The organism is Robiginitalea sediminis (assembly GCF_002198115.1).
Classification (GTDB): Bacteria; Bacteroidota; Bacteroidia; order Flavobacteriales; family Flavobacteriaceae; genus Robiginitalea; species Robiginitalea sediminis.
In genome coordinates, this window is sequence record NZ_NGNR01000003.1 from 538,959 (window position 1) to 562,925 (window position 23,967).

Consider the following 23,967-nt stretch of genomic DNA (forward strand, 5'->3'; position numbering starts at 1 on the left):
GTAATGCTTTAGCCCATAAAAGATACTGAAAATGCTGGATTCTGATGTGGTTCCGGATGGGTTTTCCATCGGGAAATGTTTCGGGGTGATGGGATGTTGCAGGGGTTGGGTTTAGTTTGATGGGTGGGGGGAGGGGGCCTGCCACATCACAACCTTATACCCCTTCCAGCAACACCAAACATACAGCCCCTCCTTCGGGGACAACTCCAGCCCAAGCAGACCTTTTACAGGCCATAGGTCCTGCGCGCCCGCTCCACTTGTGCTTCCTCTGTAGTATCGGGGTAGAGTACATATCTGGGGGCTACTATAGGCTTAATCTTCTCTACGGTAAGGCGGGTAACGGTGCCAAAAGGGAACTGGTCTGAGGCCAATCCGGATAGGGCTTCGTGCATTTTGGCGAAATCCGGATGGTCTTTCCCGATAATTTCTGCCTTCCCTTTCATCTGAAATCCTTTCTGGATAAGGATGTCGATAAAACTGGCGCAGGCCTGAGGGTTGTCCCGGATATTGCGAACCGTTTGGGGCGATGCAATGTTGGCAATGATAATGGCGTCTGGCCCGAAATGGGTGAAAATCTCTTTCGGGGAAACATTGGGCTCCCCGGTTTTGGAGGCTGTAGCCAGCCAGCATAAGACACATTTGTCTATGTATGCCTTGTGGGTTTGGGTGAGTTCCATAGCATTGCCTTTAGGTCCGGGTTGGGCTAGCTGCCGGCGAGGGGGGAACCAAAAAGGCCTACAGCCAATTCGAGCCATAAAAGTAACACAGTCAGAAGAATTAGCACCATCATTCCCGTGCGAATTCCGGGAGATTGGATTTTGGTCCTTACGACGTAGATGGAAAGACTAGCCCCATACAGCAGGATAGCAGCCACGAGGAAGTCTGCCGGCCCCCAGTTTACCTGGTGGGTAAACAGCATGGCACCAAGAGGTAGCAAGAGGATCATTATGGGAAGTATTAAGGCCCACTTTAAGGTTGTTGAAACAGCCATTTTAAAAGAACTTTGAAATACAAAGTAAATAAATATTTTGCAAAGGACCAAGGAGGGCTGTGAATTCCTGCGTACGGATAGGGGAGTTTAAATAGCTTGTTGGGAGGTATGGAACTTCCGGTCAGGGCTCCCGTAGTATTTTCTCCATTTTACGACCCTTGGCCAATTCGTCCACCAACTTGTCCAGGTAGCGCACCTGTTGGGTTACGGGATTCTGGATTTCCTCAACCCGGTATCCGCAGATAACGCCTTTAATCAGGTGTGCGTTCGGGTTTAGTTCTGCCCCTCCAAAGAATTCGGCAAAGGTGGCCTTTTGTGCTATCAATTCCTGTACCTTTTTGGTGTCATAGCCTGTAAGCCATTCAATAACCTGGTGTAATTCCTCCAGGGTACGTCCTTTCTTTTCAACCTTGGCTACGTAATGGGGATATACAGACGCGAAGGACATGTTTGCAATCCGCTCGTCGTGGTGGCTGGTGTCTTTCATGAGTTTCAGGTTTTTGGGTTGGGTTTTGTGTTACTCCGGATCAGTACCCGCGTTTCGTACCGGTATTTCCTGTGGTCCCGCATCAGGCGCCTTATGGTGCGTTTCCCCCTGTAGCTACTGTTTTCAACCCATCCGAGCAGGACCAGCTCCAGGTGGGATCCGGAAGGCGAGTCGATAAGGTAAACCAGGGTTTCATCATACAAGAGGGAGGCTGTTGGCGGGAAATGGCAGGGAAGTTGCCCGCTTCCGGTCCGTATCACGAGATAGTTTCCGTCAATCGCGTAGGCGCCCATCCCGGCGACATCCACGGAGACGCCACCATTACTGAGGGTCCGCAGACATACCGAATCCCGCATGAATACCAGGGTATCCTTGGCCCCGGTGTACGTGCCTGAAAGCGATTGGCCGCAAAGCGGCACGGAAGCCCCCAGAATAAGAACCCAAAGCAGACGCATCATTGTTTTTCAGTGTCTTTCTCCAGTAAGATAGCCAATTATTACAAGCCATTGCAGGGAACCGGATGTACAGGCCTTAGTCTACCTGCAGGGAGAAGTTGTCTACATACATGGGGATGGTACGGGGGGTGGGGTTGGCGGTTGCCCCGATCTGTACCCGTTCGTAATAGGTGGGTTGCTGGAGTGTAAAGTCGATCCCCTCTTGGGCAAAGACGTCTCTGAAAACCCCGGGATTCGGGAAGTTCATGGCCGGCTGGTCCAGGACCTGCTGCCCGTCTATGACCAAAAGGTTACGGCCGGAATCGGTGGCCGAGAGGGTCATGGTCCATTCCACCCGAACCCATTGCTGCCTCGGAAACGCATACCGGGTCTGCTGCAGGGTGGAACCGGAGATTTTGCCCCGTTCAATAGACAAATAATCGTTACCCCCGGACATCATCAGACGTACCCCCGGGCATTGGTTTTCGGAACCGTAGTTATCGCCTACGGCGGGGTCCCAGCAATTGCAGCACTCCAGGTCCAGAAGCAGCAGGTCTGCCAGAGGCTCGGTGGTATCGATGTAGAAATCGGCCGAGATGCGTACAGTGCTCCCTTCCGGGATTTGCAGGCCGTTCTTTTCGATGTCGATTTTTGAGAGTTGGGAATCGGAACCATAAGCCAGTATCCGCAAGGCATTTCCCCCTTCCGAAACCGGGTTGGTTACCACAGAAATCGCATTTTCAGCCCCTGAAGGATCGGTTTGCTGGATGGTGGACCACCGGCTGCCATCCGTCGGGAAAAGGGCGTTAAGGGAGTTATTGGTCGTTTCGAAGCCGTCTTCAAAACGATACGATTGTTCCGGGGCCGGGTTTTCCTCCGGGTCATTTTTATCGCAGCCCAGGCAAAAAACACATAAAAGGCTGATGGTAAGGAAGTAATAGGCTTTCATAGTATGGAAAACGCAAAAAACGAAAACTTCTTGCGCGCTATCCCTATTTTACCGGACAGCCTACCCTAAGGGCAATGCCCTACGTTCTTCCTTACAGGGCTAACAGCAGGTCCATAAGTTCAAAACAAAGGTCATCGATCTTTCCTTTGTCCTGATGAAACGCCGATACATTGGAAAGGATAACGACCCCGAACTTCTTGTTGGGTTCCAGGGCCATCGATGCCGTGTATCCTGCAGTGCCCCCGTTATGCCAGAGGACCTCCTGCCCGCTCTTGGTCCTGGGCAGGTGCCAGCCCAGACCAATTCGCATATTGTCCCTAATGTTGAACGTCGCCTCCCGCGTGAGGGCTAAAACCGGATTTTCCAGGTCGAAATGTGCCCGAGCAAAAATAGAGAGGTCATTAGCAGAGGAGAGGATGGCCCCTGCCCCGGCCAGGGCATCGAATTCCCAATGGGGGGTGGGTTCTCCCACTGCATTTAACCCGGGAATCAGATGGGAATCCACCTTGGCTAAATCCGTGGTGGAGTGCGTCATGTCCTGGGGGAGGAACACCTGTTGCTGTAGCTGTTCTTCATATGAAGCCCCGGAAATCCTTTCCAGCAGATAACCCAGCAGGCCTGCACCCAGGTTGGAATACCCATAGGTACTCCCGGGCTGGTTTTCCGCCTCCATACCACCGGTAAGATATTCCTCCAGTTTGGCGCCGTCGTAATCCCGGTATGGGTTTTCCGGGTTGAAGGTAAAAGGATTGAGGTTTGTCGGAAGCCGCGGTAACCCGGAGGTGTGGTTGGCCAGTTGCAAGAAGGTAATTTCACGCGCTTCGTTCAGTTCTTTCTCCACATAGTGGCCAATGGGTTCGGTTAGGGAAACGCGCCCCTGAATGACCTGATGGGCCAGCAGAGTTGCCGTAAAGACCTTGCTGATGGAGCCGACCTCAAAAACGCGGGATTCGTTTGCTGCAAACCGCAGGGTATCGTTTTCCCGGAGTATGCCCAAAAAATACGTCTGGTCCGGATAAAGCAGGGCCACGGAGAGTTGTGTTTTTTCGGGGAAGGTTTTCGCATGCTGGTAGACCAATGCCGCATGCTCTTCGGAAACGCCATTAGGAAGGGGAGTAAGTCCATTGGCAGCCGGTACGGTTTGACCCCTGGAACAAGCGCAAAAAATGCAACCCAGGAGAACCAGCCAGTAGTTTTTCATTGTAATACGCGTTCTTTAGACCATTAAAGGTAATATTCCAAGGGGTTTACAGGCACAAGCCATGCGAAAAATTACAGACTTTGGCCGCCTCTCCAGGTTTGGGAAGTCATTTCAAACTGGATTTCCCCATCCGGGAAACGGCTGGTTTCCAACCACCCTAGGTTGCGGTAAAACCCCTCCGCACGGGTCCCCGGCCCGGTAGAAAGCCAGGCCTTTTCCTTGCCCTGCCCAAAGTACCAATCCATCATAACCCGGTGGAGCCTGCGTCCGATGCCCCGACCCTCCGCCTCTGGCAGCAGGAAAAGCGCCCAGATGTTGTTATCCGCCAGGTCGGCTATGGCAAACCCGACCACGCCTTCCGGGGTTTCGGCTACCCAACCTCGGCCGCGCCGGGTGATATAGTCCAGGCAAATGGCATCGGTAACCTTCTCGGGGTGTAGCAGGATGTTTTCCCGGACCCCCCTTCGGATTTGCTGCATGCGGGGGATATCCGAAGTCGTAGCCTCCCGGATTCGGATGTTTATGGCCGAAGGACCCTTAAGTGAATTTGAGGCCCGTCTGGGAGTAGTGGTTTTTGGGTGCTCCAGAATCATCAGCAGGAGTTCTTCAGGAGGATCTCCAAGCCTGATGGACCCGGAAGGCCGAAAACCCAGTTTTGCGAGGAGTCCCCGGGAGGCCTGGTTGTCCGGCCTTGTTATCGCCTTTAGGGTTTCAAGGCCAAAGGTGTGGAATGCCGCCTCGATAACCCCGCTTGCCGCTTCAAAGCCATAACCCTTGCCCTCGTAGGCCGGCAGGAGGGCAAACCCCAGGTCGATACCTTCCAACCCCTCCCGGTCATATAGGCCGCAGGTTCCTATTTTCGCCTGGTCTTCCTTCCGGATGAGGGTGAAATTGCCAAAGCCCAGGCGTTCCTGCTGGGACATGGTGTTTTTTAGGATATATGCCCTGGCGTCGGCCTCGGACCCGATTCCCCGGTCTCCAATATACTGAAGCCATTTCGGGGTGTTGGCCAGGAGGTGGAAAAACGCAGCGTCTTCCGCGTTAGTGGGCCTGAGCCAAAGCCGCTGGGTTTCAAGGATGCCGGGAGGGTTGTGTTGCATGGCTTGCCGGGGTTTCCCGCAGCGCCCAAATGGGTGCTTTGGAGAGGGTTACACCTGTTGCCCGAAGGTAAGCAAATTGTTATCCGGGTCCAGCAGGGAGAATTCCCGCTGCCCCCAGGGCTTGGTTTCCAGCTGGCCGTTGGGGTGGATGGGAACCTCCCCATCCAACAGAGCGCGATAAAAGGCGTCTATTTGCGCCACACGGATGTACACCTGGCCGTAGTTTTCGGCCGGGTTCAGGCCGGGGAATTCAAAGAAGTGGATCTGAACCTGGTCGCGCGCCACCATCAGGTATCCTGGATAGTCGGCATTACCGTACTCCTGAAAACCCAGGGTTTTGGTGTAGAAGGCGCGGGTTACGGCTTTGCTGCGCATAGGCAGCTTCGGGTGGATGGCAGTGAGCATATCGGCTTTAGTGTTGGTTCAAAGAGTGGAAGGTGCCGGTCAGTCGGGTTTCGAAAGGCCAGGGCTGTTGTACTCGATTTCTTCTATATGGAGCTGCAACCAGGTCCAGTCCCCAGTTTCGGTTTTCCATTGCACCTCACACCGCACCGGTATTTCCACCCCGTTGCGTACCTGGGTTTCCTTCGCCAGGACGGTCCACGGTGTAGGCTGGGAAACGCTGGCATCCCGGTAGCGCAGGGCTGTGAACGTTTCAAAGCTGCCCTGATGGTCAAAATAAAAAGTGCCGGACCCGGAAACACCTTTGTAGGAGAGGGTAGCCATGGCAGCGTTTTCCCCCTTTGGTTCCCAGGTGATATAGGGGCTCAGGGCCGCCGACGGGAACCAGACCATCTCAGCCAGGTAGCGCTGCAGGGTGGCCTGGTCTACCTTGGGGTCGGCGGTTGCTCTGGCCACGGGGATTAACGACCCAAGGGCAATGTGCATTTCCCCTTTCCCCCCGGTAAACCGGTCACGGCCGGTTACCGGTAAAAACGCATTCATCTCCGTTTGGATACTCCAAACAAAACCGGGGGGATCAACGGTAAAAACCTGTTCGGCCCTCCCGGGGTTCCAGGAATCCTGCCCTGGTTTCAGTTTGAGTTGCAGTTCCTGCCGGAGCCAGACGGTAGATACGGCAGGTTTCCCTACCACCCCGCTGCGGGACAACCATTGATGTACAACCGGAGGGAGGCCCTGTAGGTCCGTTTCTGTTATCCGCTGCGGTGAAGGCGTCGAGGCCTGGGATAGCAACTCAGCCCGCTCCTGCTGTACCTGCTGCTGGAAGGATGCCTTTGCGTGGCCCAGGACAACCCCCACTAGGATAAGGACATTGGCTATGGTACCAAAACGGGCATCCGTCCAGGCCATTGCGATTACTGCCTGGGAGATCACCAATCCGGCCAGGGCCGCCAGGTACCAGGAGGGAACCTCAAGGTAATGCAATACAGCTGTCAGGGAGAAAAGGACAAAAGCCAACAACCAAAACACCCCTGCGGTCCGGCTTACGGGCTGGCCCAGGCCTTCTAGTTCCGCCAGCCCAAAGGCTTTGGCAAAGCCCATTAGGTGGATAAGGCCATGCAGGGCAACCAGCAATGTAAAGGCAAACCGCATTCCATCAGGGTATTGGAAAAAAGCCAGTAGGCTACCTGAACTAAGGTAGAAAATTTCTGGGTTGGTTTACCCGGGTTTTCCCGGCTGTGCCCCTGGATGTTTCCGCAGCTGGTATAGGGCGAACCCCCCCAGTACCAGCTCTCCTACCCACCCGAAGGCGTAGGCTGGGGAGGGAATCCCGTCCAGGGCAATACTCAGCAGCCGTCCTGCAGCCAACCCGAGCATGAAAACGATATTCAGCAGCGTAGCCGCTTTCCAGTACCCCGACTTAAAGATACCCAGGATCCACAGGGCTGCGCTACCCAGGTAGAGCCCCATAATGGCGCGGAAGACGTTGTTCAGGTCCGTACTGTCTACTTGAAAATCGAAAAGCAGGGGTAGGGCATCGGCCGGAGCCACCCCATAGAGCAAGGCGGCGGGGATTACAATTACCGAGGAGAGGACCAGGTGGAGGTTTTTCATGGTGTTAGCCTTACTACATTAGGGCAGAAAACAAGTGCAGGAGTTTTTCCCAGAACCGGACCAGCATGGGCCTTTTATTCCACTCTTCTTCGGATATTTCCCGGGCATCCTCAAGGTCCTTGAAAAACTGGTCGCTCAAAAGGCCTGCCAGGCCCGTGTCAAATACCAGGGCGTTGATTTCAAAGTTAAGGTCGAAACTCCTGTTGTCCAGGTTGGCGGTGCCTACCACCGATACTTTTTTGTCGCAAACCAGGGTCTTGGCATGGACAAAGCCCTTCCGGTATAAATGGATATGCACGCCTGCTTCCAGGAGCTCCTGGTAAAAGGAGCGGGAAGTGCTGTTCACGATAAAGGAATCCGAAACCTCCGGAACCAGGATATGGATGGTAACTCCGCTTAAGGCGGAAATTTTCAGGGCATTCAGAAAGGAGCTGTCCGGGATGAGGTAGGGGGTGGTAATCAGGACCTCCTCCCTGGCCAAAAGGATGGTTTGTATCAGGGAATAAAGGATATTCGGGTAGTCGGAATCCGGGCCGCTTTCCACTATCTGGACCAACTGATCCCCATGCTTTTGCGCTATGTTTTCAATGGGGAAGTAGTCCGTGGAGAACCCAATATCCTGCCCGGCACAGAAATTCCAGTCCGTCAGGAAGGTGAATTGCAGGTTCATGACGGCGGTGCCGGTAATACGCAGGTGCGTATCCCTCCAATACAGGTCGTTTTTGGGTTGGTTGATGTACTTGTCGCTGACATTAATACCCCCTATAAAACCGGTAAGCCCATCGATGACCACAATTTTCCGGTGGTTGCGGTAGTTAATCCGGTTTGCAAACCTGATAAATGTGATTTTGTGGAAGGGGTAGGCCTCCACCCCTCCTTCGCGCAGTCTTTTCGCCAGGGTAGCGCGGATCCCCTGGCTGCCGAAATCATCGTAAATAAAGCGAACCTGGACGCCTTCCCCCGCTTTGGCGATCAGGATATCCGCAATCTGGTTGCCGATGTCATCATCCTCATAGATATAGTATTCCATATGGATGTGGTGCCTGGCGTTCCGCAGGCATTCCAGCAGGATAGGGAACTTAGACTCCCCATTGATACAAAGGGATACGGCATTGTTCTCCGACACCATCCCCCTTTGTTTCTGAAAGTGTGCGAGGGGGTAGAAATGCCCCAATTCCTCCTTGTTTTTCTTCAGGATGGCCGAGGCATGCGCCAACCTTCTTTCCCTTAGTTGGGGGAAGGCCGTATTATTGACTGCCAGCTTCTTCTTGTAGAGTTTCCTTTTCCGGTAATTCAGCCCCACACTGAAATAGATCAGTATACCAATTACCGGCAGTCCAAGGATGAGCAGGAGGTAGCCCAGTCCCTTGCTGGGGGTGGTGGTATGCAGGATAATCCGAATGCAGACCAGGAGCACGACCAGGAAATACAGGCCGATCAGTAGCGGGTATTCCATGTAAATTGTCTTTATGGCTTGCACAGAAAGATACACCTTCTTGAGCGGTTCGGGCCAAATAGGTTTCCACATCTTCTGGTAAGGAATGCAGATAAGCCGTGGGATACCACCACCCAGCTCTTTTTTAGCCCTTCGGGAAGGTTGTTTTGGGCGTTAACCATGGCTTGCATGTTATCGCCCCAGGCGGGCTATCCGAGGATTTTGGGTTGATCGGTAATTCGGTTACTTTATCTCCCGATCCAGTAACTCAAGCATTTCCCGGATGCGGTCGCGGAGGGTCTCGGATTGGATATTGGTAATCTGGTGATAGGTAACTACCTGGCTGATAATACCTTCCAGGGCTGTATCCTGCAGGACGGCTATCAGGTCCAGTGGCTTGCGTGTGGGCTTTAAGGTGAATTTGTAACTGAAGGTACTGTCCAGGGCTTCCGTCGGGGTATACCCATCTTTCCATAGGTTGTCATTCAAATTACGCGCGATACCGAGCCGAACATGACTTGGAAAAATCATTTCAGTCCTATACTTCTTGAAGTCGGTTTCTAACTCCTGAACCTGATACACCTCAGAGGACCAGTTGGAAAGGTAACGGACCAGGGTGTCGTTTTGGATCAGCCGTATTTTATCCGTGCCGATAATATCATTTTTTATAGGGTCGAAGGTCGGATCCCGGCTAATGTTGGCCATGGCCGAATAAAAAACAGCTTCTTCCAATGATTCCGGCTCGTCTATAAATTCCAGCAGGGTATTACAGGCCATAAGGCCCTCATTGCGCATTTCTATTTTCTGGTTAAGCTGCTCCAGGTTGTTCTGGTATTCACTTCTCAACTGCCGGAGGATGGCTTGCTCCTTTTCCCGGTCCTTCCGTGCTTCATTCAGGTTATTTATTTGCAGGGCAATCAGGATCCCAATGACCACCAAAACGATTTCCCCTGCGGCGTAAAACAGGTATTTGCGGAAATTGTTTTGGGAAAGAAGCTGGTTTCGGATGGTTCTGAAAAACTGGATCATAGCCTGGGCCCGGGTGGGGTATTGACGTGTGCGCTGCGCTCCCTAAATGTAGTCCTTTTTCCAAAAATGCGAGGGTATGGTATGTAGTCAGTCCCTCCCCAGGGAACCGATAAACCGAATAGCCCCCGGCAGGATGCTGAAGGTAGCCGGGGCCTGGCCCACGTACTCCCCGTCTGCCTCAATGCCGCAGGGGTGTACGCTTTCCAGCCGGATCATCCGTGCCTCACGGTAGTGCACTTCGGGGTGGTGGATGGCAACTCCCTTTTTCAGTTTTGGGAGGTTCAACAAATAGTCCTTCAGGCTGAGGTCCCCGAAAATGGACAGGTGGAGCTTCCCGTCGTCCGGAATGGCCTCAGGTGCCACGCAAATCGCATTGCCGAAATACCTTCCGTTGGCAACGGCCAGCTGCATCAACGGCCCTTTCCAATGCCAGTCTCCTTCCGTAAGGAGCACTTCTTTTTTGGTGTACCGGTAAAACCCCTTCAGGATATGCCAGAAATAGCCCATGCGCGAATCCAGGAATCCCGAGGCATTTTCCATGCGCTTTACCACTTCGGCTCCCAGCCCAACCCCTGAAATATTGATGAAATATCGGGTTTCGCCCCTGGGATCCAGGATAATTTTTCCCAGGTCCAGCCGGCGGGTGGCCCTGTTCCGGATATTCAGGATTAAGGCCTCAAAAGAAGGGGTAATCCCGGTCGTACGGGCAAAGTCATTTGCTGACCCATAGGGGAGCAGACCTAAAGCCGGGTGGGCATTGGTGGGGATGTTGCTCTGCATCATCCCGTTTACCACTTCGTGCAGGGTCCCGTCTCCCCCCACGGCCACCAGGTAATCGCACCCGTCCTGGGTGGCCTGGCGGGCCAGTTCCACCGCGTGCCCCGCCCAAAGGGTGGTCAGCAGGTGTACGCTTCCCAGGGCCGGTTCCCGGCTCATGCGTTCCAGTTGGGGAAGCAGCCGCGAGAGGCGGTTGTTTTTGTTGTTGATGATACAAACGACCTTCACCAAAAGGAGTTTATCACGGTTACCCCTCTGCGCTCCATCTTATTTTAGTTGCCGGAGTCTACTTCGGCGCCGGTGAACTGCTGATGTCCGTTGCAAATCTTCAGGGAAGGGTGGAGGGCTACCTTGCCCTCCGCGGTAAGGACGGCTTTCTGGCGGTTTACAAGGAATTCCAGGGCGTCTTCCTTGGGAAATGCGGTCCCGGAACAGGAGCCGAAGCGGACATCTTCCCCCCAGGTTTCCCCAATAGCCAGGGTTAGTTCTTCGGGGGTCCATTGGGTGTTATGCTGTTCGATGAGGAAAATTACCTCGTGGATGTGTTTGACGTTTGGCATGCGGGTGCTTATCAAATGGGTTAGGCAATGGGTTCGGGCCGGAAAAGGCCTGACATGTTTAAAGGTAATCAATTCCACGGCCTCAGGAGCACTTTTTATGCCCCGGAAGACAGCTTAACCCCGGATAGTTACCCCCCGTTTCAGCTCTTCAGGAGTAGGCGGCTCAAACCAGGTTTCCATAAAGTCGAAGTTTTCACGGGATACCTCAAAGGCATAGGTTTCCCCTTTTTCGGTATTCCGCTGCATGACCCGCTTCAGCCGGACCTCCTTCGGGATATCCAAGAAGTGGATTTTAAGCCCCAGGCCTTCTTTCCGGGCAATCGCCCTGAATTTTTCCCGGTGCTCGAACCGGGCCAGGCCCAGGTCCAGGATCGAATCGGTACCCGAAGCCTCCAGTTGCCGGACCAAATCCAAAATAACGGCTTCGGCCCTCTCGATGCGTTCCAGAAACCAATCCAGGCCGTCATCCGGGGTTTTGTCGGGCATAAAAAGGGTGTTGTTCCAGGTATCTATGGAGAAGATTACCCCCTGGGTTTCTTCCCTGAGGCGTTTGGCATAGGTGGTTTTTCCGGAGCCGGTATTCCCGACAATCAAGTGGATCATAATTTACGTTCTGGGATTAATCTGCCCCCATATCAGTAGGAGAAGGTCTTTTTTTGTTACGAACCGGGTAATGCCTACTCCTCTTTCAGGAAGGAATAACCGGGTGGGTGAGGAGGCGGCAGCTACTCCGGGATGGTAAGAACCACATTGCCCCGTTTACGCCCGGAGTCCACGTAGCGGTGGGCTTCCACGACCTCACTCAAGGGGTAGGTCCGGTCTATAAACGGAATGAGCAGGTCTTTTTCGGCCATCTCCCGAATCTCAACCAGATGGGCCGCCTGCTCCTGGGTCATGCTGTTAACACCCACAAAGCAGCCCTTTGGTTTCAAAACGTTCCGGGCCTTCCGCTTGCTGGTTTTACCTACGGCATCGAAGACGATGTCGAAGGATCTTCCCAGGGTGGTGTAATCTTCCTGTTTGTAATCCACTACTTGATGGGCCCCAAGACTGCGGACCATTTCCTGGTTTTGGGTGCTGCACACCCCTGTTACCTCCGCCCCAAGGGCGCGTGCAAGCTGAACCGCGTAACTGCCCACGCTCCCCGATGCTCCGTAAACCAGAATGTCCATCCCGCTCCGGATCTCTGCCTTCCGCAGCAGGAACAGGGCGGTCATGGCCCCAACCGGGAGGGCTGCTGCCTGCTCAAAACTCAGGTTTGAGGGCATTTTTTCCACTACCCCGTTTTTCCAGTTTTCCGGGATACACATATACTGGGCATAGGAGCCTGTTTTCAATAATGTTGTGGTCCCAAAGACGGCATCGCCCACCTGAAACCGGGAGGCATCCGGGCCAAGGGCTTCAATGGTTCCCGCCCACTCATGGCCGAGGATCTTCTTTTTCGGGGCGAACAACCCGAAAATCAGCCGGGCCGGCAACCAGAAAAGCGGCGGGAAATCTGAGCTTCTCAGCCGTGCGTCCCCCGAAGTTACTGTGGCGGCGTGTACCTTCACCAGGATTTCATTTTTCCCGGGCGCGGGCTTCTCAATTTCCTGGAGCCGGAGTACTTCCGGCCCTCCGTATCTATGGTAGAGCACTGCTTGCATGGAGCTTGTTTTCAGGGCATTGGCAGCCCTTGGATTATTCCCGTTCCCCCTCCGAAAACCCGATGAGCTGGGAGGCAAAACCTGCAATTTCCGGGTAGTTCCCGGAAGTGTTGGACAGAACCACCACCGCGGTTTTGGTTTTGGGTACCAGCATCAACTGGCTGGTACACCCCGTTTGCCCCCCGCTGTGTCCAATAACCAGGTGTTCGTTCGGGGGTGGGCCGTACAAATACCACCCCAGTCCGTATTTGTTCCCTTCGTAGGCTACCGGCTGGGGCCGGATCATCAGCTCCAGGGTCTCCGGCTTCAGCAGAGTGCCGTCAAGCACGGCATGGCCGAATTTCAGGACGTCTTCCACAGTGCTTCGAAACCCGCCCCCGGGAGTGCGGTTGCTCAAGTCGTTCTGCTTGCCGGCTTTGGCACGCCGCCCATTGTGGTGATACAGACAGGAAGCGTCGGGCTGCACCTGGTCCAAGTTTTCCGCATAGGTGGCCGTCATCCCGGCGGGGTCAAAAATAAAGCGCTTCATATAGGCCGCGTAGGGCATGCCGGAAACGGTTTCCAGGATCCGGCCCAGGACCACAAAGCCATAGGTGGTATAGAAGTACTGGGTGCCCGGGGGAAACAGCAGGGGCCGGTCTATAAATACTTCCATGGCCTCTTGCAGGCTACGGTAATGGATAGTATTCTCAATCTCCGCCTCGTCCCTGTACTGGGTAAGCCCGGAGGTATGCCCCAGGAGTTGGGCCACGGTAAGTTGCTTTTTATTTTCTGGCAGGTCCGGCAAATAGGTTTCAATGGGCGCCTCCAGGGCAACCTGCCCGCTTTCGACCAGTTGCATGACGGCCACAGCCGTAAAACTTTTAGCGATAGAGGCAATCCGGGTAGGGGTAGAAGCTGAAAAAGGCGCCCCTTGTTCCATGCAACGCTCTCCTGCCGCCCCGGCCCATTGCAGCTCCCCGTCAACGCTCACGGCCGCAGCAATGCCGATGTTCTTTTTTTCTCCCGCCAGGCTCTGCAGTGCCTGGTCCGGGTCAAAGGGCTGCTGGGCCAGGACGTTTCCCAGCAATAAAATACATAGTAGGCTTAAGGGTCTTCTCCTCATCGGATGGCGTTTATGTAGTCCGGTTTTACTGTTTTAGTTTTCCGTATTCCTGCTTTTCTCAGACCTGAACGCGAAAGAAATTTGCATATCCGTATTGGATACTGCAGCATGAAGCCCAGCTTCCTCCTTCCAGTATTGTATCTTTTTAGGAAACTCCAGCTCCGGGTTTTCGCAAGTGAACCCTGTAGGGCCGAATTCGGTCATGAAAAAGACCACCGGCTCGGGATCTTCCGGGGCTTGGACATGGAGGGCCCAGGCAGCCCCGGTACGTTTCAGACGCATGTTTTCCTGCCAGATGGTATCCTGATCTTGCAGGGTAAACCCGAACCCTGTGTATTCGCTATCCCCGGCCTTCTCCCAGAATTCATAGGTGGCTTTCCCGAGTTCTTCGCCCACCCGTTCCCATCGGCCCACAAGCCAGTCGAAGTAGGTTTCAGAGACAGCCGTTGACGTCGTTTTCTCTGGCGTTGCGTTGTGCTTCTGGGTTGGGGTGCAGGCAAGGATCAATAATACGGGTAATAGGGTAATCTTACTCATGACTATGGTATAAGGGTAAATGGAGATCAAGTACATATTTCCGGTTCAAATTTGGTCTGTTTCCAATGGTAACTGGTTATGTCTCTTTTGGAGAGCACGATAAAGTTCTATACCCTTGTTCCTGCCCCTTAATTCGACCTGTCCCAGTGGCTGAAAATGATAATCCCCCAGGCATCCAACTCCCTCAGGAAATCTCCTTAAACCAATAAATCGGTTTCATAGAAGTTACACAAGTTTTGTATACAGGCGGTAGTGTTCAGCGTGTCCCCGGTAAAGACGATGTCTTTTTTGAGCGTCCCGATTTCTTCGGTAGTGACGTTGCCGTAATGTAGGCCCGCTTTAAACGAGGGCGCAACGTCATATTTTGAAAGGTACTTATGTCGATGTCCCTCAAGAGTTTCTTTCATTAAGAAAAAGCATGTCAACGCCCCAATGGGGGTAGGGGATGAAGTAATGTATCCGAGAAACCTGGGATGTCCGTTAAAGAGCGAATGGTTAAAGAGCAATGCGGTAGCTTCCGAAAGAATAACGGAAGGATCGGTCCCTTTTTGGGGAAGGGCCTTCTGGCCCAGTTCAACCTGCACTTCGGAGGGAAGCCGGCCAAAGGTAACCGGTTTACTTTGCATACTGCTGTTGAAATCGGCAATGGCATCGACAAACTGGTGCCCCAATTGCCGGAAGGATTCTTTACTGAGTGCTATTGGGTTGTTCTCCATGGGTGGTTTTTACCGCTCCGGAGGAAAGCTGAAGTTCCTCCGCCAGTTCATAATGTTCCGCAAAGGCATCGTACCGTAGCAATACCTTTCGGGCGTTCTCGGGAATATACGCCATTCGGTAGTTTTCACCGGCAAATTTCCGGACCGAATCCAGGCAATCGAATTGTAAGGAGAGTAAAAACTCGACTTCTCCTGGAAGCTCCCGTGTAGTAATCCGCACCTGTTCCAGTCCGGTAACCCCGTTACGCACCACGCCTGGGAAAACTTCTTCGCGCAGCAGTTGCAGGTACTTCGGCGCATTTTCGAGGGTGGTCCATCCCCGCCAGATGCGGATTACTTTTTGTAGGGTTTTCATAGGAAGAATTCTTTATACAGAACCCGGGCAGCCGTTTACCCAAAAATAAGAAAGCCAGAACTACAAGGGTGTAATTCCGGCCTTCTACCTGCGAACCACTAAATGGTTTGGCGGTTTAGTTTACCCTTTACTCAGGGGGGAATGGTGTTCGTGGACCATTTTCCAGCCGTCGGTGGTGTTTACAAACAGCAGGGTGATCTGGTCGTTGACCACCACCAGGTCTTCCCCGAATTTCAGGTGGAAGTCCGAGTGGAAGGTAACGTTGGCAACATCGCCATAGACGGCAATCTGCAGGTCCTGGGCGTCGAATTTGACCACTTCGCTCACGGAGCCAAAAACATTGCGCTCGTGGGCTTCATTGGCCAAGCCTCCATTGCGGGGTTCTCCGTTTTTGAATTCGGTGAATTTGGGCCCGTAGGCGTGGAAGGAAATCAGTTTGTCCAGGTCTCCCTCCTTAATGCTTTGGGCCACGGCCACAAAAGTTTCCAGGACTTCCTGTTTGGCTTCGGGGAATTCGTCGTTGATCAGGTCTACCTGGGAATGGCCATAAAAAGACACCAATCCCAGAGCCATGCAAATGAGATAAGTAAATCGGGTTTTCATTTTGTTAGTGGTTTTAATGATTGAGGTAAAAGTCATTAAAACCTGGGCGGAGGTATTTTCAAATTAGCCCAAAAAATGTGCTGAAACGTCCAAAGGGATTTTTGTGACTCAGGATTGGAGGTGTTTCGCCCGATACTGGTGGGGTGGAAGGCCGTATTGCTCCTTAAAGGACTTTACGAAATGCGAGGTGTTGATAAACCCGCTATCGTAGCAAATCTGGTTGATGTTCAACCCGGTTTCCAGTAACAGCCCTTTGGCGTATTCCAGACGTTTGGCCTTAATCCAGCGGGAGGGGGTAGTGCCAAAGGTCCCTTGGAAATCCCGTTTGAAGGCGGACAAACTCCGGCCGCATAACCGGGCAAATTCCTCCACTTTTAAATTATAAAGGAAGTTTTCTACCATAACCGTCTCCAGGTCGGCGCCGGACTTTGGTGGTTGGGAGGCCTTTTCCTGTAAATCGGATCGCTCGGGGCGTTCCCCGGTAACAAACTCTGCTATCTCAGCCAGGATGGGGTAGGTGTCCCCGGTCCAGAAAAGGTGGTCGCGCCCGTCAAACTCCACCAACCGGGCATGGGGCATCCGATCCGCTATATACCGGCCCTCTTCCACCCGGATTTCAATATCCCCTTTTCGAAACAGCAGCAGGGTTGGCACCTCAATATCCCCAAGGATACCGGTTACATCTATATGGGTGCACTGTTTGTGCAGGATGAGTGCGGCTTTTGGGCTGGCCCCGGCCCGCAAATAACTGGCCAACCAGTCCATAAACCCCTGGTCGTGGGCGAGCGATGGAACCAGAGTGCGAAGTTCGTCCAGGTCGCCATGGGCCCAGTTTTCCTCTATAAGGCGGTTGGAAACCTCCCGCTCCTCGTCTGTGGGAGCCCACGGATAATCATCCGAATACCGGCGTTTCGCAAATATGCCAAACCCGATCACCCCCAGGGAACGCTCCGGGTAGTGGAGGGAAAACAACAGACTCACCGACCCTCCTTCCGAATGGCTGAACAGGAACGCTTTTTTGGATTGGGTGGCATCCATTACGGCCTTGATGTCGTCCATTCGCTCCTCCATGGTAGAGTATGCGTCGGTGCGGTCCGAGAGCCCGGTTCCCCGTTTGTCGAACAGGATCAGGCGGGCAAAGAGCGTCAGGCGAGTTAAGAAGGCGGCAAGCCGGGGTTCGGCCCACATCATATCAATATTGGAGACCCACCCGGGGATATAGATGATATCCACCGGGCCGTTACCGATTACCTGGTAGGCAATATTAAAATCGCCGCTGAGGGTATAGTTCGTTTTTGGTCTCAATAGGGGTTGGTAGTGTTCAGGCCATGGAGGCTTTTGTTTCCCCCATATGGTGGTATTCGTACCTCAGGGCCGTGGCTTAGGCTTAAGATACTCATTTACATCCAACCAGTGTATAAAGGCATCAAACCAGCGGTTGCTGGTTCGGTTCGGATTGCCCAGGCCAAAACCGTGTCCGCCATTCTGGTAGAGGTGGAACTCCACAGGTATGCCGGCCTGGTACCAGGAATCAATTACCCCGAATTGCCCCCGGAACAGGAAATCGTCCACAGCAATCACATTGAACATGGGTGGGGCACCCGCCGGTACTTCCACCGGGCCCATGCCGCCATAAATGGGGCCAATAAAGGCCAGTCGCATGGTTTGGGAGTTTAGGGTGGCATGCATGGTAAGTCCGGCCCCGGCTGAAAAGCCGATCATCCCAATGCGGTTTACATCCACACCCCATTCCCCCGCCCGGTCAACGATCATAGCGTAAGCGGCTTCGGCGTCTGCCAATTGATTTGTAAGGTCCAACTGTGGTGGTCGGGGTGGTTGTGCCGTTCCATCGGTAGCTACATCCGATGAGGGGGGCGCTGGTCTGGGGCGGTTCATCCAATTGCTGAAGTCCTCCAAAGATTCGGGAGTGGGGTGCAGTCGGTATTTGAGGACAAAAGCGGCAATACCCTTGGCCGCCAGGGCTTCGGCCACCTCCCAGCCTTCATTTCCCATGGAAAGCCAGCGAAAGCCTCCTCCAGGGGCTACAATGACGGCGGCGCCATTGGCGGTTCCTGGCTCCGGAAGGAATGGGGTTAAGGTGGCAGTAGTAATGTTCCGGGCCATGGGGTCGCCCCATTGGCGAAACCAGGACTCCGAGGCGGGTTGGTCTGCTACCCCGCCTGTCTCAAGGAGAATGGCATTTGGCTCTTCCGGAGCATCGAGTGGATAAATAGTCCCGTCTTGGGCCCAGGCGGTTGTAGAGGTGGTGAAAGCCAGTAACAGTGCCGGGATGTTTTTTAAGAGTGTATTCATAGCTAATGCATTAAGGCCAGAGTGCTCTTAAATATAGTGTAAAATTTACACTTATGTATCCTGGCTTGAAAATAATAATGATGGGAAAAAATGTGTTTCCGGCGTCCTAACATTACGGCGGATTACTCATCCTGCCCAATACGTAAACCACATAATCCAGACGGCAAAAAAGAGGAGGGAAGACAGTACCGCATTGCCGAAGAAAAGCAGGCCGATCGGCCTTTTGTAGAAGTAAAACAAGAGGCCCAGCAGGAGGTTGGCCCCCAGCAGGATGGGCACTACGGTAAAGACCGGAAGTGCGGCCTCGCCTTCGGGTTGGGCCAGGTAAAAGTACAGGACCATCCCCGCAAACTGCAGCAGGAGTAGTCCAAGGCCAAGCTTCATAATGCTCTTGTAGCGCATACCTTCTTTCTCACCTCCACCGGGCGGGTTTAGAGAAAGATAATGAATTTGCCCAAGAGAGGATCCGGATTCGGGTCTTAAAATCCGATCCGCGGATTATTCCAGGTCGGCATCCGTAAGGGTCAGGATGTACGCAGCGTCGTACTCATATTCGGACTCCAGGCGCCATAATTCGTCTAAGATTGGCTCCTGCTGGTAGGCCACTACCTCGTACCCCCCGGTTTCCGTTCGGTAGAGGGTAATACTGCTAAAGGCGATATTTTCCGAAGGCGGGACAAAACCGTTGAAGTCAGACGCGACGGCAATAAACTGACTCGACTGGCTTGCGATGACCACTTCGCCGGCTTCTTCCAGGACAATGGCCAGGTCTGTGCTCGTGTTGTTTTCAATGAAATATTCCGTGCGGAAAACAGGCTCCTCTTCGGACTCGCATTGGGTGGACATCAGTAGAGGGGCCAGGAGGAGAAGGTAGATTCGTTTCATTTTCGTGTTTAGTTTTTAGCATAACACCTTTGGGTAGTAAAACCCTACCGAAAAAAGAGTCTATTCGCGAATAGGCACTCCACTCATAGGTTTCCCTGTCCCATCCCTGATTTTATACGGAACCAATTAAATGTGAACCGCCTCTTGCCGAGAAGCAAAAGGCGGTTGATCAGGTTTTTCTAATGTGCTTAAATTTACTTCCGAAGAAGTCCTGAACGGGGCTAAAGCTTTTGGTAACGCTCCTGGTACTCCCCTTCACCTTCGTCTATGGTAAGGGTGAGTAAATCCCCATTAATACTAAACGATGCGGTATAGGAATCCACGCCATAATCCAATTCAATGGATGTATCGGAAACATATTCCCAGTTTCCTGTGGCATCCTGGTCCATCTGGCATGCTCCGGATGTATCGTCATAATAGGTGAAACGGAACGTACCGTCTTGCAGGAATTCCAGGATTTGGTTGCGCTCGCAATCAGTTGCCAATTCTTCACCGTCATTGTCGATATACGCCCTGTAATTCCAAACCCCCAATAAGGTTACTTCGGTATTTTCCCCTTCCGGCGTTGCCTCGGTTTCTTCGGCTTCACAAGCTACAAGGAACAGGGAAAGGGCAAAAATAGGCAGCAATAGTCTTTTAAACATAATGGTAGTGTTTAGGTGTTCAAGCACTACCATAACGACTTATCCGTCATGAATATTACAGTAAACCCATAAACGTCCCCAAATAAGCAGACCTGCCTACCGGTCCATTCGGCCCATAATTAACCGGATTTGCCCCATGTGGTTGGCCTGGTGTTCCATGACGTGGTACCAGGCCCAATGGTTGTCCATACCGCCCCCAAGGGCAGTAGAGGCCAGCCAGGCATCGTCTTTTTCTTTTAACATGCGCAGGGTGTTGGCCCGCACTTCTCCCCAGAGGTCCAGATAGTAGCTGATGGGCTGGTCCACAAGTTGTTCCCGAGCGTTGTCGCCCAGGCGGAGGGCTGTATCCCACATCGCCACCTCTTCAGGGTTAAATTGCCGGCCCTCGAAGGTATACACCTGGTAGTATTTTTCCGTGGCGGCCAGGTGGTAAATAAGGGCGCCGATTCGGTTGGCCTGCTCGTCCAGCAGGAAATCGGTCTGTTCCGGGCTCAGTTCCGCTACCGAACGCGTTACCCTTCCCTTTAAATCCTCCAACATGGAAACCAGGTTGCCCACTTGGGTGGAATAGCCCTTAGGCGGGGCAATGGAATATTGGGCCTGGGCCACTTGGATTTGTACAAAAAACAAGCAAATAAGTACCGGAAAAGCGAAGCGTTTTTTCATATGAGTTCGTTAATGGATTTACAAACAGGGGGGAGTACCAGTAAGATACTTCTATTATTTGTTTTCTGGTAATTCATCCGCGATTAGTTCCTGAATTTCCCCGATGGTCGTTAAGCCCAGCTGAATCCGTTTAATCCCGAAGATGAGGTTGTCCTGGTTGAATTTTAAGATATTCTGGGCTTTTGAGGGCCGCAGCAAAATGGTGTAATCCCGCAATTCAACGGAGTGCTTGAATTCAAAAGCTACAATTTCATCGAATAAAATAGGCAGCCAGTGCTCGTTAAAGGCAATCTCTACATCGTTTACGGATTTCACCATTCGGGAGGCTTCATCGTCGTAATAGCGTCCGAGCATAAAGCGCAGTTTCTTGTTGGAGATTTTATCCAACCCGTTGGATTTTAAAACCTCGTAGGCATTGGTAAGGGGTTGGAACCGGTCAAACTGTACCACCTTCCCCAGCCACAGATGGATGCTGTCCTGGGTTTGCTGGGATATGTCCGCTTGCAATATTTTTTTGGATGCAACAACTGCATTGCTAAAGTTAGATTCGATGTTCATCAGTGCCTGCCGGTCGCTGGCCAGGTTTTCCTGGATTTGGGCCAGGATTTCCTTTTCAAAGACCTCGTCTTTCCGCGCCTCGTTCAGGTTATTCAGCTGGAGGGCGATCAGAATCCCGATTACCACCAGGACGATTTCCCCGATGGCATACAGGAGGTACTTGCTAAAGCGGTTTTCGGCAAGCAGGCGCTGGCGGATGCGGCGGAAGAACTTAATCATTCAGATAGGTTTTAATATCCCGGATCAGGGCTTCGGCACTCGCTTTTCGCTGGGCCATCACAGAAAGCGAATTAAAGGAGCGGCCTAAATCGCCAATCACGTAATTCTCAAACTGCGGACGATCCACCAAACTGCGGAAGTCCACCTCTAACGTGCGTTTGTCGGGTATGGAATCCAGGAAGGCATAAAAGCGCTGGTTGCTTTCGCTGTCCTGGTTCAGGACATAATGGCTGGAATGAACGCTCACATAGTTTTCCGGAATGGTCGCCATCAACGGTTCAAACTGGGAGACGATGATTTCGTTGGTGGACGCAGTAACTTCCATAAGTAAATGGAAGTTGGCATAATACTGGGTGATTTTTTTTAAAAGTTCCTTGTTGGTAAAGGTTGAGAATACCCCGGAACTCTCCGATGCGTTATAGGTAGCGGCATAACTTATGGCCTCGTTGCTGTAGTACAGGGGTTCCACCCGCTGGCCAAAGGCATCGGCATCGATTGGGGCCTGGGGGTCCCGCACCTTTTGAAGCAACCAACCCAGTTGCTCCACCCGGTTTTCGTAAAAGGCGGTTTGCTCTTCGAACTTGCGGATGTCATTGGCTAAATCCTCGAGGAGATCCGCGTAGAAAGTCCGTTCCAGCTTCCGGTTTTGCTTGTATTCGTTCCAGGTATTGATCTGCAGCGCAATCAGGATCCCGATTACCACCAGGATGATTTCCCCGATGGCATACAGGAGGTACTTGCTAAAGCGGTTTTCGGCAAGCAGGCGCTGTCGGATGCGGCGGAAGAATTTGATCATGGGATTGGGGAATTACATGCGGACTATTCCAGGGGGAGGCTGGTATTCCAGATGTTGCTGTAGAGTTTCCAGGTACCGTCCTCGTTTTTCCAGATGTTGATGTACTTGCCCTCGTCGATGGTATTTTCTTCCCCGTAGCGGAGGTAGTACGTCCCTTCATCCACCAGGTAGTTTTCATCGCCATAGAAGGCCGTGGACACCTCGGTGAATTCGTGAATGCCGTAGTTCACCCAATCCGCATTGAGTTGGGCTATGTCCTTTTGCCCGGTTACGGCAGGGGAATTGGGGGGAAGCACCCGGGCGTCCGCCGTAAAGGATCCGTTCAGGTAGGCCGTGTCTTTGGTAATATGCGCCTGGGTAAACGCCTGGGTTTGCTCCTGAATCCGGGCTTTGGCCGCTTCCAGGTCGAAAGCCTCGGGGGTAGTCTCCACGGTCGCATCGGCTGCGGGTTGCTTTCCATTACAGGAAGCAAGTAGTACGGAAATAAGTACGGAAAAGAAGGTACACTTCCAGGATGGTCTCATAAGGGGTTTAGGGTTGGTTGTTTTTGAACTTCCTCAGGATGGTTTGTGCCTGGGAAGGGGTTTTATGCAAAACCCGTCCGGACGCATTTGGCCCCCAGCGGTTTATAGCTATTTCCTAAATGTAGGGAATTTTGGAACAGAACTGCAGGTTGGAAATTGGCCGGTGCGAACTATAGCTACTCTTTGACCCCTTTCCACTAAAAGTACGCCCCAAACAAGCTGTTCAAAAAGCGAACATAATCCCGTACTCCCCGAGTCAGTGTTCTGCCCCAGCCGTTTTCCCGATGCGTTTTGGCCGAGTGGGATACTCTTTCTTAAAAAACCCGTTCAAAGCTTTTACCGTTAAACCGGTAAACTGCAGCGGGGGATTCTCCCGCAAACAGCAAATCCCCTTCCCGTGTCCTGTAGATGGTCCAAATGGTATCGCTGTTCACCCCGTCTTCCGAAGTGAACTGCTCGAAGGTTTCCGTATCAGGGTCGTACCGCCAAATGCCCGAGTAGACGGTTCCAAACCACATCTTCCCGGTTGTATCCTCGGCAATGGAGAAGGCGCGGTGAAGGGTGTTTTCACTCCCTTCCTCGTAGTCCAAATGGTGTTTTTTTGTAAAATTCTCGGTGGTTTCCCCATCAAAAACAAAGAGGCCCGCCCCGTTGTCTGCCATCCACAGCCTGCCTTGATGATCGATGAAAATCCCGCGAATACCCATATTGCGCTCGTCGTCCTGCCGTCCCATCTCATCCCTCCCTACAGCCACAAAAGAACTGTCCCTGAATCCGAAGACCTTCTCCATGGTTCCTAACCACACTGTACTATCCCTGCCATAGGTGGCCTTCGTCGTGGGGAAATACAGGTATTTGTTGCCCATATCCGCAGGGACCGGGTAGGGATGAAAGGTGGTTGCCTCTGGCGTGGCTTCATAAACGCCCGGAGCCACGTACACCGTGTCTGTTGGGTTCAACCCTTTTTGGATCCATAATGTGCCTGACCCCCGGATTCCGTCTATTCCCTCTTCCGAAAAGCCCTCCCCGTTGTACTTAAACGCACGGAAACCGTTCTCCACCCAGAGGGTGCCCCGGGAGTCTTTGTGCAGGTTTCCGGAAACAGGCAGGCCATTTTTGCCGGTAAAGTATCGGATGTCCCCGCCGTCGTACTTGGCCACATAATCCGGGGAGGAAAACCAGAGGTTCCCCTTATCGTCCTGCAGGATATCCCGAATGCCCCGTGTTTCCTTTAACCAAAGGTTCGAGTCCGGTGTGGCTGGGATCAGGCTCTTTTGGACCACATCTCGCTTGGCCCCCTGTTGACAGGCAGTTATGAGGGCTATGAGCAACAGGATGGTCAGGGACCACTGTGCTGGTATTCTCATCGGCAGGATGGTTTGGGGTGACGTGAACTGAGTATTGAAACTAATGGAAACCTT

Annotated in this window: 31 protein-coding genes; all 31 read right to left on the minus strand. The window is 52.8% G+C overall.

Annotated features, from left to right (window positions below):
- Positions 1-224: 224 nt before the first annotated feature.
- On the minus strand, positions 225-677 hold the full coding sequence (locus CA832_RS12330; RefSeq protein ID WP_088341904.1) for a pyridoxamine 5'-phosphate oxidase family protein: 453 nt from the start codon (positions 675-677) through the stop codon (positions 225-227).
- Positions 678-703: 26 nt separating this feature from the next.
- Complete coding sequence (locus tag CA832_RS12335; protein WP_233131800.1) at positions 704-946, minus strand: hypothetical protein; 243 nt, start codon at positions 944-946, stop codon at positions 704-706.
- 166 nt (positions 947-1,112) lie between these two features.
- Positions 1,113-1,478 (minus strand): DUF2200 domain-containing protein, encoded by a 366-nt coding sequence (locus tag CA832_RS12340; RefSeq protein WP_088341906.1) that lies wholly within the window; start codon positions 1,476-1,478, stop codon positions 1,113-1,115.
- Positions 1,479-1,483: 5 nt separating this feature from the next.
- Positions 1,484-1,936, minus strand: a complete 453-nt coding sequence (locus CA832_RS12345; protein WP_088341907.1) for a hypothetical protein — start codon at positions 1,934-1,936, stop codon at positions 1,484-1,486.
- 73 nt (positions 1,937-2,009) lie between these two features.
- Entirely contained in the window at positions 2,010-2,861 is an 852-nt protein-coding gene (locus tag CA832_RS12350; protein WP_088341908.1) for a heparin lyase I family protein, read from the minus strand.
- A gap of 91 nt (positions 2,862-2,952) precedes the next feature.
- The gene (locus CA832_RS12355) at positions 2,953-4,062 is read right to left on the minus strand and encodes a serine hydrolase domain-containing protein (protein WP_088341909.1); all 1,110 of its coding nucleotides are present in this window, start codon (positions 4,060-4,062) and stop codon (positions 2,953-2,955) included.
- A gap of 71 nt (positions 4,063-4,133) precedes the next feature.
- Entirely contained in the window at positions 4,134-5,162 is a 1,029-nt protein-coding gene (locus tag CA832_RS15225; RefSeq protein WP_233131801.1) for a GNAT family N-acetyltransferase, read from the minus strand.
- A gap of 48 nt (positions 5,163-5,210) precedes the next feature.
- Positions 5,211-5,567 (minus strand): bleomycin resistance protein, encoded by a 357-nt coding sequence (locus CA832_RS12370; protein WP_088341910.1) that lies wholly within the window; start codon positions 5,565-5,567, stop codon positions 5,211-5,213.
- A 39-nt stretch (positions 5,568-5,606) separates the two neighbouring features.
- On the minus strand, positions 5,607-6,716 hold the full coding sequence (locus CA832_RS12375; protein WP_088341911.1) for a DUF6920 family protein: 1,110 nt from the start codon (positions 6,714-6,716) through the stop codon (positions 5,607-5,609).
- 66 nt (positions 6,717-6,782) lie between these two features.
- Positions 6,783-7,178, minus strand: coding sequence for a DUF4345 domain-containing protein (locus CA832_RS12380; protein WP_088341912.1), 396 nt, complete (start codon positions 7,176-7,178; stop codon positions 6,783-6,785).
- A gap of 13 nt (positions 7,179-7,191) precedes the next feature.
- Positions 7,192-8,634: a cardiolipin synthase gene (gene cls / locus CA832_RS12385; RefSeq protein WP_088341913.1), complete on the minus strand. Its 1,443-nt coding sequence runs from the start codon at positions 8,632-8,634 to the stop codon at positions 7,192-7,194.
- A 222-nt stretch (positions 8,635-8,856) separates the two neighbouring features.
- The gene (locus CA832_RS12390; RefSeq protein WP_088341914.1) at positions 8,857-9,642 is read right to left on the minus strand and encodes a DUF6090 family protein; all 786 of its coding nucleotides are present in this window, start codon (positions 9,640-9,642) and stop codon (positions 8,857-8,859) included.
- A gap of 87 nt (positions 9,643-9,729) precedes the next feature.
- A complete protein-coding gene (locus CA832_RS12395; RefSeq protein ID WP_158211928.1) occupies positions 9,730-10,647 on the minus strand; it encodes a diacylglycerol/lipid kinase family protein in 918 nt (305 codons plus the stop codon).
- Positions 10,648-10,691: 44 nt separating this feature from the next.
- Complete coding sequence (locus CA832_RS12400) at positions 10,692-10,979, minus strand: DUF2492 family protein (RefSeq protein ID WP_088341916.1); 288 nt, start codon at positions 10,977-10,979, stop codon at positions 10,692-10,694.
- Between the two features lie 114 nt (positions 10,980-11,093).
- Complete coding sequence (locus CA832_RS12405; RefSeq protein ID WP_088341917.1) at positions 11,094-11,582, minus strand: AAA family ATPase; 489 nt, start codon at positions 11,580-11,582, stop codon at positions 11,094-11,096.
- Positions 11,583-11,704: 122 nt separating this feature from the next.
- Positions 11,705-12,625 carry an NAD(P)-dependent alcohol dehydrogenase gene (locus tag CA832_RS12410; protein WP_088341918.1) on the minus strand — a complete coding sequence of 307 codons (921 nt, stop codon included), beginning with the start codon at positions 12,623-12,625 and terminating at the stop codon, positions 11,705-11,707.
- Between the two features lie 34 nt (positions 12,626-12,659).
- A complete protein-coding gene (locus tag CA832_RS12415) occupies positions 12,660-13,730 on the minus strand; it encodes a serine hydrolase domain-containing protein (RefSeq protein ID WP_088341919.1) in 1,071 nt (356 codons plus the stop codon).
- 33 nt (positions 13,731-13,763) lie between these two features.
- The gene (locus CA832_RS12420; protein ID WP_143542390.1) at positions 13,764-14,267 is read right to left on the minus strand and encodes a DUF6265 family protein; all 504 of its coding nucleotides are present in this window, start codon (positions 14,265-14,267) and stop codon (positions 13,764-13,766) included.
- A gap of 197 nt (positions 14,268-14,464) precedes the next feature.
- On the minus strand, positions 14,465-14,983 hold the full coding sequence (locus tag CA832_RS12425) for a hypothetical protein (protein WP_088341921.1): 519 nt from the start codon (positions 14,981-14,983) through the stop codon (positions 14,465-14,467).
- Entirely contained in the window at positions 14,955-15,338 is a 384-nt protein-coding gene (locus tag CA832_RS12430) for an antibiotic biosynthesis monooxygenase (RefSeq protein WP_088341922.1), read from the minus strand. Before CA832_RS12430 ends, CA832_RS12425 begins: the two co-directional genes overlap by 29 nt.
- A gap of 120 nt (positions 15,339-15,458) precedes the next feature.
- Positions 15,459-15,941 carry a YybH family protein gene (locus tag CA832_RS12435; protein WP_088341981.1) on the minus strand — a complete coding sequence of 161 codons (483 nt, stop codon included), beginning with the start codon at positions 15,939-15,941 and terminating at the stop codon, positions 15,459-15,461.
- A 108-nt stretch (positions 15,942-16,049) separates the two neighbouring features.
- Entirely contained in the window at positions 16,050-17,246 is a 1,197-nt protein-coding gene (locus CA832_RS12440; protein WP_088341923.1) for an alpha/beta fold hydrolase, read from the minus strand.
- A gap of 63 nt (positions 17,247-17,309) precedes the next feature.
- On the minus strand, positions 17,310-18,254 hold the full coding sequence (locus CA832_RS12445; RefSeq protein WP_088341924.1) for an alpha/beta hydrolase: 945 nt from the start codon (positions 18,252-18,254) through the stop codon (positions 17,310-17,312).
- Between the two features lie 126 nt (positions 18,255-18,380).
- Positions 18,381-18,656: a hypothetical protein gene (locus CA832_RS12450; RefSeq protein WP_088341925.1), complete on the minus strand. Its 276-nt coding sequence runs from the start codon at positions 18,654-18,656 to the stop codon at positions 18,381-18,383.
- A 96-nt stretch (positions 18,657-18,752) separates the two neighbouring features.
- Positions 18,753-19,139, minus strand: coding sequence for a hypothetical protein (locus tag CA832_RS12455; protein ID WP_088341926.1), 387 nt, complete (start codon positions 19,137-19,139; stop codon positions 18,753-18,755).
- Positions 19,140-19,360: 221 nt separating this feature from the next.
- Positions 19,361-19,783 carry a lipocalin-like domain-containing protein gene (locus CA832_RS12460; protein WP_158211929.1) on the minus strand — a complete coding sequence of 141 codons (423 nt, stop codon included), beginning with the start codon at positions 19,781-19,783 and terminating at the stop codon, positions 19,361-19,363.
- A 96-nt stretch (positions 19,784-19,879) separates the two neighbouring features.
- The gene (locus CA832_RS12465) at positions 19,880-20,449 is read right to left on the minus strand and encodes a mycothiol transferase (RefSeq protein WP_088341928.1); all 570 of its coding nucleotides are present in this window, start codon (positions 20,447-20,449) and stop codon (positions 19,880-19,882) included.
- A 54-nt stretch (positions 20,450-20,503) separates the two neighbouring features.
- Complete coding sequence (locus CA832_RS12470) at positions 20,504-21,226, minus strand: DUF6090 family protein (protein ID WP_088341929.1); 723 nt, start codon at positions 21,224-21,226, stop codon at positions 20,504-20,506.
- Positions 21,219-22,022: a DUF6090 family protein gene (locus tag CA832_RS12475; RefSeq protein ID WP_088341930.1), complete on the minus strand. Its 804-nt coding sequence runs from the start codon at positions 22,020-22,022 to the stop codon at positions 21,219-21,221. The genes CA832_RS12470 and CA832_RS12475 overlap by 8 nt, the downstream gene beginning before the upstream one ends.
- A 23-nt stretch (positions 22,023-22,045) precedes the next feature.
- Positions 22,046-22,546: a nuclear transport factor 2 family protein gene (locus CA832_RS12480; RefSeq protein ID WP_088341931.1), complete on the minus strand. Its 501-nt coding sequence runs from the start codon at positions 22,544-22,546 to the stop codon at positions 22,046-22,048.
- Positions 22,547-22,860: 314 nt separating this feature from the next.
- Positions 22,861-23,913, minus strand: a complete 1,053-nt coding sequence (locus tag CA832_RS12485; protein ID WP_088341932.1) for a ligand-binding sensor domain-containing protein — start codon at positions 23,911-23,913, stop codon at positions 22,861-22,863.
- Positions 23,914-23,967 lie beyond the last annotated feature (54 nt).

Coding starts and splice junctions, on each gene's coding strand:
- CA832_RS12330 (WP_088341904.1), bottom strand. CDS start 677: ATGGAACTCACCCAAACCCACAAGGCATACATAGACAAATGTGTCTTA.
- CA832_RS12335 (WP_233131800.1), bottom strand. CDS start 946: ATGATCCTCTTGCTACCTCTTGGTGCCATGCTGTTTACCCACCAGGTA.
- CA832_RS12340 (WP_088341906.1), bottom strand. CDS start 1,478: ATGAAAGACACCAGCCACCACGACGAGCGGATTGCAAACATGTCCTTC.
- CA832_RS12345 (WP_088341907.1), bottom strand. CDS start 1,936: ATGATGCGTCTGCTTTGGGTTCTTATTCTGGGGGCTTCCGTGCCGCTT.
- CA832_RS12350 (WP_088341908.1), bottom strand. CDS start 2,861: ATGAAAGCCTATTACTTCCTTACCATCAGCCTTTTATGTGTTTTTTGC.
- CA832_RS12355 (WP_088341909.1), bottom strand. CDS start 4,062: ATGAAAAACTACTGGCTGGTTCTCCTGGGTTGCATTTTTTGCGCTTGT.
- CA832_RS15225 (WP_233131801.1), bottom strand. CDS start 5,162: ATGCAACACAACCCTCCCGGCATCCTTGAAACCCAGCGGCTTTGGCTC.
- CA832_RS12370 (WP_088341910.1), bottom strand. CDS start 5,567: ATGCTCACTGCCATCCACCCGAAGCTGCCTATGCGCAGCAAAGCCGTA.
- CA832_RS12375 (WP_088341911.1), bottom strand. CDS start 6,716: ATGCGGTTTGCCTTTACATTGCTGGTTGCCCTGCATGGCCTTATCCAC.
- CA832_RS12380 (WP_088341912.1), bottom strand. CDS start 7,178: ATGAAAAACCTCCACCTGGTCCTCTCCTCGGTAATTGTAATCCCCGCC.
- cls (WP_088341913.1), bottom strand. CDS start 8,634: ATGGAATACCCGCTACTGATCGGCCTGTATTTCCTGGTCGTGCTCCTG.
- CA832_RS12390 (WP_088341914.1), bottom strand. CDS start 9,642: ATGATCCAGTTTTTCAGAACCATCCGAAACCAGCTTCTTTCCCAAAAC.
- CA832_RS12400 (WP_088341916.1), bottom strand. CDS start 10,979: ATGCCAAACGTCAAACACATCCACGAGGTAATTTTCCTCATCGAACAG.
- CA832_RS12405 (WP_088341917.1), bottom strand. CDS start 11,582: ATGATCCACTTGATTGTCGGGAATACCGGCTCCGGAAAAACCACCTAT.
- CA832_RS12410 (WP_088341918.1), bottom strand. CDS start 12,625: ATGCAAGCAGTGCTCTACCATAGATACGGAGGGCCGGAAGTACTCCGG.
- CA832_RS12415 (WP_088341919.1), bottom strand. CDS start 13,730: ATGAGGAGAAGACCCTTAAGCCTACTATGTATTTTATTGCTGGGAAAC.
- CA832_RS12420 (WP_143542390.1), bottom strand. CDS start 14,267: ATGAGTAAGATTACCCTATTACCCGTATTATTGATCCTTGCCTGCACC.
- CA832_RS12425 (WP_088341921.1), bottom strand. CDS start 14,983: ATGGAGAACAACCCAATAGCACTCAGTAAAGAATCCTTCCGGCAATTG.
- CA832_RS12430 (WP_088341922.1), bottom strand. CDS start 15,338: ATGAAAACCCTACAAAAAGTAATCCGCATCTGGCGGGGATGGACCACC.
- CA832_RS12435 (WP_088341981.1), bottom strand. CDS start 15,941: ATGAAAACCCGATTTACTTATCTCATTTGCATGGCTCTGGGATTGGTG.
- CA832_RS12445 (WP_088341924.1), bottom strand. CDS start 18,254: ATGAATACACTCTTAAAAAACATCCCGGCACTGTTACTGGCTTTCACC.
- CA832_RS12450 (WP_088341925.1), bottom strand. CDS start 18,656: ATGCGCTACAAGAGCATTATGAAGCTTGGCCTTGGACTACTCCTGCTG.
- CA832_RS12455 (WP_088341926.1), bottom strand. CDS start 19,139: ATGAAACGAATCTACCTTCTCCTCCTGGCCCCTCTACTGATGTCCACC.
- CA832_RS12460 (WP_158211929.1), bottom strand. CDS start 19,783: ATGTTTAAAAGACTATTGCTGCCTATTTTTGCCCTTTCCCTGTTCCTT.
- CA832_RS12465 (WP_088341928.1), bottom strand. CDS start 20,449: ATGAAAAAACGCTTCGCTTTTCCGGTACTTATTTGCTTGTTTTTTGTA.
- CA832_RS12470 (WP_088341929.1), bottom strand. CDS start 21,226: ATGATTAAGTTCTTCCGCCGCATCCGCCAGCGCCTGCTTGCCGAAAAC.
- CA832_RS12475 (WP_088341930.1), bottom strand. CDS start 22,022: ATGATCAAATTCTTCCGCCGCATCCGACAGCGCCTGCTTGCCGAAAAC.
- CA832_RS12480 (WP_088341931.1), bottom strand. CDS start 22,546: ATGAGACCATCCTGGAAGTGTACCTTCTTTTCCGTACTTATTTCCGTA.
- CA832_RS12485 (WP_088341932.1), bottom strand. CDS start 23,913: ATGAGAATACCAGCACAGTGGTCCCTGACCATCCTGTTGCTCATAGCC.